Source organism: Achromobacter sp. 2789STDY5608621, from assembly GCF_001299375.1.
Classification (GTDB): Bacteria; Pseudomonadota; Gammaproteobacteria; order Burkholderiales; family Burkholderiaceae_B; genus Achromobacter; species Achromobacter insuavis.
In genome coordinates this window covers 22,854-35,053 of the sequence record NZ_CYTU01000032.1, presented here as the reverse complement: position 1 = coordinate 35,053, position 12,200 = coordinate 22,854, and the positions used below count along the sequence as shown (strand labels likewise).

Annotated in this window: 13 protein-coding genes; 3 read left to right on the top strand and 10 right to left on the bottom strand. The window is 68.0% G+C overall.

What is annotated here, in order from left to right:
• The first annotated feature begins 70 nt into the window (after nt 1-70).
• Nucleotides 71-2,182, top strand: coding sequence for an elongation factor G (gene fusA / locus AOZ53_RS23705; protein WP_054432703.1), 2,112 nt, complete (start codon nt 71-73; stop codon nt 2,180-2,182).
• 70 nt (nt 2,183-2,252) lie between these two features.
• Here fusA and AOZ53_RS23700 read toward each other — a convergent pair whose 3' ends face one another.
• Complete coding sequence (locus AOZ53_RS23700; protein ID WP_231689810.1) at nt 2,253-3,209, bottom strand: DMT family transporter; 957 nt, start codon at nt 3,207-3,209, stop codon at nt 2,253-2,255.
• A gap of 244 nt (nt 3,210-3,453) precedes the next feature.
• Between AOZ53_RS23700 and AOZ53_RS23695 the strand changes: the two genes are divergently transcribed.
• Nucleotides 3,454-3,924: an Lrp/AsnC family transcriptional regulator gene (locus tag AOZ53_RS23695; RefSeq protein ID WP_054416331.1), complete on the top strand. Its 471-nt coding sequence runs from the start codon at nt 3,454-3,456 to the stop codon at nt 3,922-3,924.
• A gap of 13 nt (nt 3,925-3,937) precedes the next feature.
• Here AOZ53_RS23695 and AOZ53_RS23690 read toward each other — a convergent pair whose 3' ends face one another.
• Nucleotides 3,938-4,747 carry an alpha/beta fold hydrolase gene (locus AOZ53_RS23690; protein ID WP_054432701.1) on the bottom strand — a complete coding sequence of 270 codons (810 nt, stop codon included), beginning with the start codon at nt 4,745-4,747 and terminating at the stop codon, nt 3,938-3,940.
• A 138-nt stretch (nt 4,748-4,885) separates the two neighbouring features.
• On the opposite strand from AOZ53_RS23690, the gene AOZ53_RS23685 reads away from it, so the two are divergent.
• The gene (locus AOZ53_RS23685; protein WP_054476637.1) at nt 4,886-5,383 is read left to right on the top strand and encodes a YbaK/EbsC family protein; all 498 of its coding nucleotides are present in this window, start codon (nt 4,886-4,888) and stop codon (nt 5,381-5,383) included.
• Nucleotides 5,384-5,431: 48 nt separating this feature from the next.
• Here AOZ53_RS23685 and AOZ53_RS23680 read toward each other — a convergent pair whose 3' ends face one another.
• The 8 genes from AOZ53_RS23680 to tolQ all read right to left on the bottom strand — a co-directional run bounded on the left by AOZ53_RS23680 (nt 5,432) and on the right by tolQ (nt 12,200).
• A complete protein-coding gene (locus AOZ53_RS23680; RefSeq protein WP_054432699.1) occupies nt 5,432-6,226 on the bottom strand; it encodes an ABC transporter ATP-binding protein in 795 nt (264 codons plus the stop codon).
• Complete coding sequence (locus tag AOZ53_RS23675; RefSeq protein ID WP_054432698.1) at nt 6,223-7,266, bottom strand: FecCD family ABC transporter permease; 1,044 nt, start codon at nt 7,264-7,266, stop codon at nt 6,223-6,225. Before AOZ53_RS23675 ends, AOZ53_RS23680 begins: the two co-directional genes overlap by 4 nt.
• Entirely contained in the window at nt 7,266-7,958 is a 693-nt protein-coding gene (gene ybgF / locus AOZ53_RS23670; RefSeq protein ID WP_054432697.1) for a tol-pal system protein YbgF, read from the bottom strand. Before ybgF ends, AOZ53_RS23675 begins: the two co-directional genes overlap by 1 nt.
• 86 nt (nt 7,959-8,044) lie before the next feature.
• Entirely contained in the window at nt 8,045-8,542 is a 498-nt protein-coding gene (gene pal / locus AOZ53_RS23665; protein WP_054432696.1) for a peptidoglycan-associated lipoprotein Pal, read from the bottom strand.
• A 31-nt stretch (nt 8,543-8,573) separates the two neighbouring features.
• Nucleotides 8,574-9,896: a Tol-Pal system beta propeller repeat protein TolB gene (gene tolB, locus AOZ53_RS23660; protein WP_054432695.1), complete on the bottom strand. Its 1,323-nt coding sequence runs from the start codon at nt 9,894-9,896 to the stop codon at nt 8,574-8,576.
• 16 nt (nt 9,897-9,912) lie between these two features.
• On the bottom strand, nt 9,913-11,022 hold the full coding sequence (gene tolA, locus AOZ53_RS23655; protein ID WP_054432694.1) for a cell envelope integrity protein TolA: 1,110 nt from the start codon (nt 11,020-11,022) through the stop codon (nt 9,913-9,915).
• Between the two features lie 39 nt (nt 11,023-11,061).
• Nucleotides 11,062-11,520, bottom strand: a complete 459-nt coding sequence (locus tag AOZ53_RS23650) for an ExbD/TolR family protein (protein WP_006388741.1) — start codon at nt 11,518-11,520, stop codon at nt 11,062-11,064.
• Nucleotides 11,520-12,200: a protein TolQ gene (gene tolQ / locus AOZ53_RS23645; RefSeq protein ID WP_054432693.1), complete on the bottom strand. Its 681-nt coding sequence runs from the start codon at nt 12,198-12,200 to the stop codon at nt 11,520-11,522. The genes AOZ53_RS23650 and tolQ overlap by 1 nt, the downstream gene beginning before the upstream one ends.

Here is a 12,200-nt window from a genome sequence, read left to right as displayed (position 1 = left end):
GGCGCCCGCCGCGGCAGTATCCGGTCGGACCTGCCGCCCATTCCTGGTGATTACTGCAAGGAACGAGGCCATGACTCGCAAGACGCCTATCGAGCTATACCGGAACATCGGCATCAGCGCCCACATCGACGCGGGCAAGACGACGACCACCGAGCGCATCCTCTTCTATACCGGTATCACCCACAAGATCGGCGAAGTGCACAACGGCGCCGCCGTGATGGACTGGATGGAGCAGGAACAGGAACGCGGCATCACGATCACGTCCGCCGCCACCACCGCCTTCTGGAAGGGCATGGGCGGCAACTATCCCGAACACCGCATCAACATCATCGACACGCCGGGCCACGTCGACTTCACCATCGAGGTCGAACGCTCCATGCGCGTGCTGGACGGCGCCGTCATGGTCTATGACGCGGTCGGCGGCGTGCAGCCGCAATCCGAGACCGTCTGGCGCCAGGCCAACAAGTACCGCGTGCCGCGGCTGGCCTTCGTCAACAAGATGGACCGCGTCGGCGCCGACTTCCTGCGCGTGCAGCGCCAGATCACCGAGCGTCTGAAGGGCGATGCCGTGCCGGTGCAGCTGCCGGTGGGCGCCGAGGACGGCTTCGAGGGCGTGATCGACCTGGTCAAGATGAAGGCCATCATCTGGGACGATGCCAGCCAGGGCGTGCGTTTCGAGTACCGCGACATTCCGCCGGCGCTGCAGGCGCAGGCGCAGGAATGGCACGACAAGATGGTCGAGAAGGCCGCCGAGGCCAACGAGACGCTGCTGGAGAAATACCTGGGCGGCGACGCGCTGACCGAGGCCGAGATCAAGCAGGGCCTGCGCCAGCGCACGGTCGCCAACGAGATCGTGCCCATGCTGTGCGGCAGCGCCTTCAAGAACAAGGGCGTGCAGGCCATGCTGGACGCGGTCATCGACTACCTGCCGTCGCCGGTCGACGTGCCCGCCATCAAGGGCCACGACGAGCGCGACCGCGAAATCGAGCGCCATCCCACCGACAAGGAACCGTTCTCGGCGCTGGCCTTCAAGATCATGACCGACCCGTTCGTGGGGCAGCTGGTGTTCTTCCGCGTCTACTCGGGCGTGGTCAAATCCGGCGACTCGGTCTACAACCCGGTCAAGGAAAAGAAGGAACGCCTGGGCCGCATCCTGCAGATGCACGCCAATGAACGGCGCGAGATCACCGAGGTCTACGCCGGCGACATCGCCGCCGCGGTGGGCGTCAAGGACGTCACCACCGGCGACACGCTGACCGATCCCTCGCACGTCATCGTGCTGGAGCGCATGGTGTTCCCCGAGCCCGTCATCTCGCAGGCGGTCGAGCCCAAGACCAAGGCCGACCAGGAGAAGATGGGCATCGCCCTGGGCCGGCTGGCGCAGGAAGACCCCTCGTTCCGCGTGCGCACCGACGAGGAATCCGGCCAGACCATCATCTCCGGCATGGGCGAGTTGCACCTGGAAATCCTGGTCGACCGCATGAAGCGCGAGTTCGGCGTCGAGGCCACGGTGGGCAAGCCGCAGGTCGCCTACCGCGAGACCATCCGCAAGACCTGTGACGAAGTCGAAGGCAAGTTCGTCAAGCAGTCGGGCGGCCGCGGCCAGTACGGCCACGTGGTGCTCAAGCTCGAGCCGCAGGAACCGGGCAAGGGCTACGAATTCGTCGACGCCATCAAGGGCGGCGTGGTGCCGCGCGAGTTCATCCCGGCGGTGGACAAGGGCATCCGCGAATCGCTCAACGCCGGCGTGCTGGCGGGCTATCCGGTGGTCGACGTCAAGGTGACGCTGTTCTTCGGTTCGTACCACGACGTGGACTCGAACGAAAACGCCTTCAAGATGGCCGGCTCGATGGCCTTCAAGGAAGGCATGCGGCGCGCCGATCCGGTGCTGCTGGAACCGATGATGCAGGTCGAGGTGGAAACGCCCGAGGACTTCACCGGCAACGTCATGGGCGACCTGTCGTCGCGCCGCGGCATGGTGCAGGGCATGGAAGACATCGCCGGGGGCGGCGGCAAGGTGGTGCGGGCCGAGGTGCCGCTGGCCGAGATGTTCGGCTACTCCACCTCGCTGCGTTCGCTGACGCAGGGCCGCGCCACCTACACGATGGAGTTCAAGCACTACGCCGAAGCGCCGCGCCAGGTGGCGCAGGAAGTGATCGCGGCCCAGGGTTCGGGCCGCTGAATTCCGATCGGCTCGGAACAAGGGCCACCCGTGCGGGTGGCCCTTTTTTCATGTCGGCGCTACGTGTGCTTCATGCCGGCGCGGCGGCCCCGGCCGTCGTCGCCCGCATGCGCGAGGACGCCAGCTTCACGCCCAGCAGGATCATCACGAAGCCGTAGGCATGGAACAGTTGCGGCGCCTCGCCCAGCAGCGGCCAGGCCAGCAGCGCGGCATACACCGGCACCAGGAACATCGACAGGCCCGCGGTGGCGGGACCGGCGCGGCTGATCAGGCGGCCGTAGACGTAATACGCGCCCAGGCTGGGCACCACCGCCAGGAACAGCAGCACCGCCGCCAGCCGCGGATCGGTCCAGGGCGGGGTGGCGCCGGCGGCGGCCTCGATGCCCGCGAACGGCGCCAGCGCGATCGCGCCGCCCAGCATCATCGCGGCCAGCCGCGCGCCATCGGGCACCGCCGGCAGCGTCAGGCGCTTCTGCAGCACCGTATAGAAGGCCCAGCCGGTGGCCGCCAGCAGCACCCACAGGTCGCCCTGGCCGAACGCCAGCCGCGCCAGCACCGAGGCGTCGCCCCGCGTCAGCACCACCAGCACGCCGCCTAGCGCCAGCGCCAGGCCGGCGGCGCGCAGGGGCGGCAGGGGCTTGCGCCAGATCAGCGCCTCCAGCAGCGCCACCAGGATCGGACTGCACGAGAAGATCAGGGCGATGTTGGTGGCGCTGGTGCTCTGGGCGCCGATGTACTGCGGCGCCACCGCCACGCCCATGCCCAGCACCGCCAGCGGCAGCAGCGTGGGCAGGCCGCGCCACAACGCCTGGCGATGCCGCAGCAAGGCCGGCGCGGCCAGCGGCAACAGGATCAGGAAGGCGATCAGCCAGCGGCCGAAGGCCAGGAAAACGGGGGGAAGGGCGGCGTCGTGGGCCCAGCGGGCGGCCACCATGTTGGAGGCGAAGAGCGCCGGCGCGGCCAGGAGCATGGCGGTGCCGGACAGGCCCAGGCCGGTTCTTGCGGGTACTGCTGCTGCGTGAGACATGATTTCCCGCCGCGCGGATCGGCGCGCGGCACACTGCGGTGGACTACACCGGCGTCGGCGCCGGGTTGTGCCACGGCGCGGGCGCTGGATCCGACGGGCGGGGTAATGCCCGTCTTGATGGAAAGTCTACGGCCGGGTCGGGAAAATAGGTTTCCTGATTCCCGCCAATTTGGCGGTATTGGAGGAATATATATCCTCTAGAATCAGGTTTTGCAGGGATATTCTCTTCTACGGATTTTCCGCCGTGTCCACGCCACCCAAAATCGACGAAACCGACCGCAAGATCCTGCGCGCCCTGCGCGCCGACGGCCGCCTCACCAACCTGAAGCTGGCCGAGCAGGTCGGCCTGTCGCCCACGCCCTGCTGGAACCGGGTCAAGGCGCTGGAGGACGCGGGCGTGATCGAGGGCTACGCGGCCCTGTTGAACCAGAAGGCGCTGGGCCTGCCCGACACGGTCATGATCGAGGTCACGCTCGAGCACCACGACGACGACACGCTGGCGCGCTTCGGCGAGGCGATCACGCGGCTGCCGCAAGTGGTGGAGGCGTTCCTGGTGACGGGCGAATACGACTACCTGATCAAGGTCGCCGTGGCCGGCACCGAAGGCTATGAGGAGTTCCTGCGCAAGCGGCTCTACAAGCTGCCCGGTGTGCGGCACAGCCGCTCGACTTTCGTGCTCAAGCGCCTCAAGCACACGCCGTCGGTCGAACCCTGACGGCGCGCGCGGCTCAGCCGCGCAGGAACGATTCGATGGCGCCGTTGAAGGCGCGCGGATTGCCCAGGTTCATGCCGTGCGACGAGCCGGCGATGTTCACCCGCTGCGATTGCGGCAGCCAGCTTTCCAGCGCGTCGAGCACGGCGGGGTAGGGATCGGGGCTCAACGCGCCGCCGATCAGCAGCGTCGGCAGGGTCAGCGAGGCGATCTCTTGCGGACTCAGCGAGGCCGGGGTCTCGCGGGCCTGGCCGAACAGCGTGCCGGCGTTGTCGCGCACCATTTCCTTGAACCAGGGCACCATGCGTTGCCAGGTGTCCGGTCCGGTCACCGTGTCCACGAACAGCGCCAGGCCTTCTTCCACGGCGCCGTCGCGGATCAGTTCGAGCGCCCGCTGGCGAAAGCCGCCACGGGCGTCGTCGCCGCCGGGCAGCGGCAGACCGGGGTCGGCCAGCGTCAGGCTGCGCAGGGCATCGGGGCGGGCCAGCGCCGCTTCCAGCGCCACGCGGCCGCCGCGCGAGTGGCCCACCACGTGGGCGGGCTCGCCCGCCACCTGGTCGATGAAGGCCAGCACGTCGGCGCCATGCTGCGCCACCGAGAAACCGTCGCCTTCCCCGTCCCAGGTTTCCGGCCAGTAGCGCCGCAGGCACACCGCCAGCACCCGGAACGAACGCCCCAGCGGCGCCATCTGCGATTTCCAGTAGCGACAGTCCGACAGCGAACCGTGCACCAGCACCAGGGGCGCGCCCTCGCCGTATTCGGTGTAGGACATGGCGTAACCGCCGATATCGGCGGTTTGCAGGGGCAGGACGGGTTCGGAACGCATCGGGTCGGGGTCGGAAAGCCAGGCGGGCATTCTAGCCGGTTCGCCCACGCGGCAGCCATGCGCCCGCGCCCGCCGCGGGGGCATGGCCGGGCTGATAAACTCGTGACCCGATCTTTTTGTCTTGAACGGAGTCGCCAGATGTCCCTCGCCACGCCCGCCGATCTTCCCGAGTCCGCCCAGCGCGTTGCCCGCCTGCTGGCCGATCTGGGCCACGACAAGCCGGTGGTGGTGCTGCCGCAGACCGGCAAGACCTCGGCGGAAGCCGCGGCGGGGCTGGGCTGCGAGGTGGCGCAGATCGCCAAGTCGATCATCTTCCGCCGCGCCGCGGACGACGCGCCGGTGCTGGTCATCGCCAGCGGCATCAACCGCGTCGACGAGGCCAAGGTCGCCGAACAGGTCGGCGCGCTGGCCAAGGCCGACGCCAAGTTCGTGCGCGACATGACCGGCTACGCCATCGGCGGCGTCTGCCCCATCGGCCACGCGGTCAAGCCCGTGATGCTGCTCGACCAGGATCTGTTCCAGTACGACAGCCTGTGGGCGGCGGCGGGGCACCCGCACGCCGTGTTCAACCTGACGCCGCAGCAATTGGCCGCCATGACCGGCGCGCCGGTCGCCGACGTGGCGCAGCGCGCCTAGCGTCGCCCGGGCCGTCCCGCGTCTTGCCGCGCGGATGGCGCGGCGGTGTCAGTGCGGATCGGCTTCCAGGTCGTCGATCAGCACCTGCAGCCGTCCGCGCGAGCAGGCCTCGACCCGGCCGTGCACGCCGTACACGGCGGCCAGCGAGGCGGGCGTGATGACCTCGGCCGGCGCGCCCGCGGCGACCAGCCTGCCGCCATGGATCATCACCGCCCGGTCGGCGTGCTGCAGCGCCACGTTCAGGTCGTGCAGCACGATCACCGTGATCAGCCCGTGATCGGCGGTTTCCTGCTTCAGCAGCCGCATCACATGGAACTGGTAGTTCAGGTCCAGCGCCGACAGCGGCTCGTCCAGCAGCAGCACGCGCGGCCGCCGCACCAGCGCCTGCGCCAGTCCCACCAGCTGTTTCTGGCCGCCGGACAGCGCGTCCAGGTAGGACAGCGCCAGGTGGCCGATGCCCAGCCGCGCCAGCAGTCGGTCGATCTCGTGCAGATCCGCCGGCGGTCCGTCGGCTTCGCTGGCGCGGGCCGCCACCAGCACTGATTCGAACACCCTCAGGTGCACGGCGGCCGGCAGGCTCTGCGGCAGGTAGACCAGGTGGCGCGCGCGCGCCGCGAAATCCATCCGCACCAGGTCCTTGCCGTCGAGCAGGGCGTGGCCGGCGCGCACCTTCACCAGGCCCGCCAGGGCCTTGAGCAATGTCGATTTGCCGCTGCCGTTGGGGCCCAGCAGGGCCGTGACCTCGCCCGCGCCCAGGGGCGGCAGCGACAGGCCGTGCAGCACGTCCTGGCCGCCATAGCCGGCGGTGAGGGCCGAGACGGCCAGCGTCGGCGCCGCGCTCATGGCATGTTCCGGCGCAGCACCACCGCCACGAAGAACGGAATGCCGATCAGCGAGGTGACGATCCCCACCGGCACGATGACGCCCGGCGCGAGGTTCTTGGACGCGACCGACGCCAGCGACAGGATGACGCCGCCCACCAGGGCGCTGCCCGGCAGGAAGAAGCGATGGTCCTCGCCCACCAGGCGGCGGGCGATATGCGGCGCGATCAGGCCGATGAAACCGATGGTGCCGACGAACGCCACCGCCAACGCCGACAGCAGGCTGACGCGCGCCAGCGCCGTCACCCGCACCCGGCGCACGTCCACGCCGAAGCTGGCCGCGCGTTCCTCGCCCAGCCGCAGGGCGGTCAGCTTCCAGGATTGGCGCATGGCCAGCGGCAGCGCCACGGCGAACGCCAGCCCCAGCGCGGCCACGGTGGTCCAGCTCGAGCGCGCCAGGCTGCCCATGGTCCAGAACACCAGGTTCTGCAAGGCCTCGGCGCTGGCGGTGAACTGCACCAGCGACACCAGCGCGTTGAAGGTGAACACCATGGCGATGCCGAACAGCACCACGCCCGAGCTGTTCATGCCGCCGCGGCGCGCCACGCCGTCCAGCAGCAGGGCCGCCAGCATGGCGAACAGGAAGGCGTTGCCGGCGATCAGCCAGCCGTCCGGCACGCCGGGCAGGCCCAGGTGCAGCACGATGGCTAGCGACGCGCCGAAGGCGGCCGCCGACGACACGCCCAGCGTGAACGGGCTGGCCAGGGGATTGTTCAGGATGGTCTGCATCTCGGCGCCCGCCAGGCCCAGCGCCATGCCGACCAGCGCGGCCATCAGGGCGTAGGGCAGCCGGATGTCCCAGACGATGACGCGCAGCGTCGGATCGGCCGACGCCGGCGCGCTCAGCGTGCGCCACAGCTCGCCCCAGCCCAGTCCCGAAGGGCCGAGCGTGAAATCGAGCAGCAGCCCAATGCAAATCGCCGCCAGCAGCAGGGCGATGAGCCCTGCGCGGCGGCGCAGGATGTGCCGATAGGCGGCGACCGCGGAGGCGGCTTCCGCCATTACTGCAGCAGTTGCAGGCGGCTCTTGGCCGTGTTGGCGGCCGGCGTGGTCGGGTAGTCGCGGACGATGCGCTGCAGCGTGGTCTTGGCGCCGGCGCGGTTGTTCATCTCGATCTGGCTGCCGGCGATGACCAGCAGGGCGTCGGGGGCGCGGGCGTTGTCGGGGGCCTTCTGCACCATGGCGTTCAGTTGCTCGATGGCGCCCTTGAAGTCCTTCAGCGCATAGCGGCTGCTGCCCAGGTAGAACTGGGCGCTGGGCGCGAGCTGGCTGGCGGGGTAGAGCGCGGTGAAGGCGGCCAGCGATTCGGACGCCTCCTTGTATTGACCCTTGCGGAACAGGTCGATGGCGCCGTCGTAGGCGGCCTGTTCCTGCGGATCGCCGGCGGTCGCGCCCGGCGGGTTGGCGCCTCCCGCGGTGCCGCCCGGCTTGTTGGCGCTGGGCTGCTGGCGCGACACCAGTTCCAGCTGGTCGCGCAGTTGCGCGACTTCCTGTTGCAGCGCCTGGATCTGGTCGGCCAGTTGCAGCTTGGCGCGTTGGCTCTGCTCGTTCTGTTGCTGCACCTGCTGGCGCAAATCCAGGATGGCCTTGCGGGCCTCGTCATCTGAGAAAGCGTGGGCGGGCGCCGTCAGGGCTGCCAGCACCAGGCCGGTGGCCGCCATCAAGGGACGCAGGGACAGAACGTTATCGCGCATGAAAATTCCCGGGGGATAAAAACAAACGTCGGGACGGCCGGTAGACCGTCCCGACGCGTGGTGGGGCACTTAACTATACGAAAAGCTTAGCGCTGATAAACGATATCGGCGCGGCGGTTTTCCGCAAAGTCGGCTTCCGACGAGCCAGTCGCCTTCGGCTTTTCTTTACCGAAGCTGATGGTTTCGATCTGGTTGTCGCTGACGCCCAGCAGGGTCATCATGCGACGCACGGCGTCGGCACGGCGCTGGCCCAGGGCCAGGTTGTATTCGGCGCCGCCGCGTTCGTCGGTGTTGCCTTCGATCTTGATTTTCTGCTGCTGGTGCGAAGCCAGGTAACGGGCGTGGGTTTCCACCAGGCCGCGGTACTGATCGGACACCGTGTAGCTGTCGAAGTCAAAGTATACCGAGCGCTGTTGCGCCAGGATGCTTTGGGGGTTGAAGGGATCAAGGATCTGGCCGGAGGCCGATCCTTGGCCAGCGCCTCCGCCCTGACCCGCTTTATCGTCGAGAGGGACGGAGCTGCAAGCTGCCAGGGTGGCGGCCAGAGCGGCGATGGTTAGGCTTTTGGCAATGCGCGACTTCATGATAGTTCCTTTGCAAAGAGAGTCACACGTGTTATCGGGTAAATGGGCCCCAAGTCGGTTCACGTATTTCCCCGTTCAGTACCGAAAGCGTCTGCCGTACGCGGCCATCACTCGAAACGCCTGCAAGCACGCTACGTCCGTTTTGGATCGCGGCGTAGAGGACTTGCATGCCGTTCGGCGCGAAGCTTGGCGACTGATCGTCACGACCATCGGTCAACAAGTTCTCCGAGCCGGAGGACAGGTTCAACGATGCGATTCGGAACGCGCCGTCGCGTCTTGCAACGTACAGCAGCGTCGATCCATCGGGGGAAATTCGGGGTGAGATGTTGTAACCACCATTAAACGTGAGGCGGCGAGCATCGCCACCGTCCAGGCCGGTTTGATAAATTTGCGGCCCGCCGCTGCGGTCACTGGTAAAGATAATGGAACGGCCGTCCGGCGTAAAGCTCGGCTCGGTGTCAATCCCGGGAGAACGCGTAACTCGCTTCATATTCGAGCCGCCGGCCGCGCTAACGATGTAAATTTGCGACAGACCGTCACGCGTCAGGGCCACGGCCAGCTGGGTGCCGTCGGGCGACCAGCCGGGGGCGCTGTTGTTGCCCTTGAAGTTGGCGACCGGCACGCGGGCGCTGGTGGCCAGCGTGTGCACGTACACCACCGGCTTGCCGGATTCGAAGCTCACGTACGCCAGCTTGGAGCCATCGGGCGACCAGGCGGGCGAGATGATCGGCTCGCGCGAGCGCAGGGCGACCTGCGGATTCTGCCCGTCGGCATCGGCCACTTGCAGTTCGTAGGTGGCGCCTTGCTTGAGCACGTAGGCGATGCGGGTCGAGAACACGCCGCGCACGCCGGTGATCTTTTCATAGATGCGGTCGGCGATCTGGTGGGCGACGCGGCGCAGTTCCTGCTCGGTGCCGGAGAACGCGACGCCGTCCAGCTGGCCCTTCTTGACCGTGTCGGCCAGGCGGTAGCGGACGTCGTAGCGGCCGTCGTTGCCGCGCACGATGCTGCCATAGGCGATGAAGTCGGCGCCCTTGGCGCGCCAGTCGTCATGGGCGATGGGCGAGTCGACGTTCAGGCCCGAGCCGGCGGCGCTGATGAGGCGGAACTGGCCGGTGCGGGTCAGGTCGGCGCGGATCACTTCGGCCAGGGCGCGGCCATGGGCGTCATCCACCGCGAAATCGGCGATGGCGACGGGATATTGGGTGGCGCCGGTGCCGGAAATATCGACACGCAGCTGGGCCTGGGCGGGCTTGATGGCCATCAGGCAGGCAAGCGCCAGCAGCAACAGGCCGAATCCATACGATCGCCAGAGAACGAGGGGGGAAGCTCGTCGGCTATGGGCGGGAGTCATAATCAGCAATCTCCTGTCAATCATACATTCTGTACACAACGTCAATGATGGGCTCGTAGCGGCCGGTCGAGGGCTTGGGGAAGGGGTTGCAACGGCGGATGCCGGTCTCGACCGCGCGGTCGAAGCCCGGGTTGCCGGAAGAGCTGGTCAGCGTGACGCCGTTAACCTTCCCGTCAGAACCTAACTGTACCCGGTATTGGGCGGTCGGATTGTCCGAGCCGCTGCGCGGCGGCGGCGGGTAGGCCACGCCGGGCTGCACGCAGGCGCGCACCTTGGCGCCGTAGCCGCTGTCGCGGCCGCCGCCGGCCTGGTTGCGGTCGGCGGTGCCGCCGGGGATGCCGGCAGCGCCGAGGGCGTCGTTGCGGAACGCGTCCTTCAGGGCCTTGTCGGCCGCGGCCTTCTTGGCGGCTTCTTCCTTGGCCTTCTTCTCGGCAGCGGCCTTTTCGGCGGCGGCCTTGTCAGCCGCGGCTTTCTCGGCGGCCGCCTTGTCCGCTGCCGCCTTGTCAGCGGCGGCTTTCTCCGCCGCCGCCTTCTTGGCGGCGTCTTCCTTGGCCTTCTTCTCGGCGGCAGCCTTGTCGGCCGCGGCTTTTTCCGCGGCGGCCTTGTCGGCGGCCGCCTTTTCAGCGGCCTGGCGTTCCTGTTCCAGGCGCTTCTTTTCCTTCAGCTCGGCCTGCTTGCGCTCTTCCTCCAGGCGCGCCTTTTCCTTGGCCGCCTCGGCGGCCTGGCGGGCCTGCTCTTCCTGCTCTTTCTTTTTCTTGGCTTCCTGCAGCGCGATTTCCGGATCCACTTCGTCAGGCTTGGGCTGGACTTGCGGATCCGGCTTGGGCGGCGGCGGAGGCGGCTCGGGCTTCTTCTCCGGCTCGGGTTCGGGCTGGGGTTGCGGCTTGGGCTGGGGCTTGGGCGGTTCGGGCTGGGGTTGCGGTGGGGGCGAGACGGGCGAATTGCCGTCGGCCCACAGCTGCACTTCCACCGGACCCGGGGCTTCGGTGCGCCAGTTCAGGTTGAAGATCAATACGGCCAGCAGCAGCGCGTGCACCAGCAACGCCAGGATCAGGGCGATCCGGTTGTCGTTGTTGGGCGGCGTGGCCGGGGGGCCGCTGTGGTGTCGAATGATGGGTGGCGTCATGAGCGTTGCAGGCCGGCGGCGCCGGCGGAAGGCGTCGCGTTAGCGTTTTTTCGCGGGGGCGGGCTGGTTGCCGCCGGCGGACTGGTCCACCAGCAGGCCCAGGCGGGTGATGCCATTGGTACGCAGCTCGTCCATGACCTTCACGACCGTCTCGTAGGGCACCTTGCCGTCGGCCGCGATCACCACCGGGGTTTCCGCGGTGATGCGCGAGCGCACTTGCGCCACCAGTTCGGGACGGGCGATGTCCTGCATGGTGGCGCCGGGTTCGCGCATGCGCAGCGCGATCTTGCCGTCTTCCGAAATCTGGACTTCCAGCGGCTTGACCGGAACGTCGGATGCCGCGCCCACCGAGGGCAGCTGGATCAGGCCCGGCGTGATCAGCGGCGCGGTCACCATGAAGATGACCAGCAGCACCAGCATCACGTCGATGTAGGGCACCACGTTGATGTCGGCCTTCATGCGGCGGCCGGACCTGCCGCGCGAGCTTACCGAGGGCATTAGCGCACCTGCCGTTGCAGAATGTTCAGGAATTCATCGACGAAGCTGTCGAAACGGATCGAGATGCGGTCGATGTCGTTGGTGAAGCGGTTGTAGGCGACCACCGCGGGGATGGCGGCGAACAGGCCGATGGCGGTGGCGATCAGCGCCTCGGCGATACCGGGGGCCACCGAAGCCAGCGTGGCCTGCTGCATGTTCGACAGGCCGATGAAGGCGTGCATGATGCCCCAGACCGTGCCGAGCAGGCCGATGTAGGGCGAGACCGAGCCGGCCGAGGCCAGGAAGTTCAGGTGCGATTCCAGCGAGTCCATCTCGCGCTGGTAGGCGGCGCGCATGGCGCGGCGCGGGCCGTCGAGCAGGGCGGTGGCGTCAGTGCTGGCGTTGCCGCGGCGGGCCTTCAGGAATTCGGTCATGCCGGCGTCGAAGATGCGGGCCAGGGCGCCTTGCTCGTCGCGGCGCGAGGCCACGGCCTGCTGCAGCATCGACAGGTCGCCGCCGGACCAGAAGTCATCCTCGAAGCGGCGGGTCTGGGCATGGGCGCGCTTGATGGCCAGCCGCTTGGCGAAGATGTAGGTCCAGGACATGATCGAGATGCCCAGGAGCATCAGCATGATCAGCTGAACCGGCACGCTGGCGTGCGAAATCAACGAAAGCAACGACATGTCGTTGGTGGCTTGCAT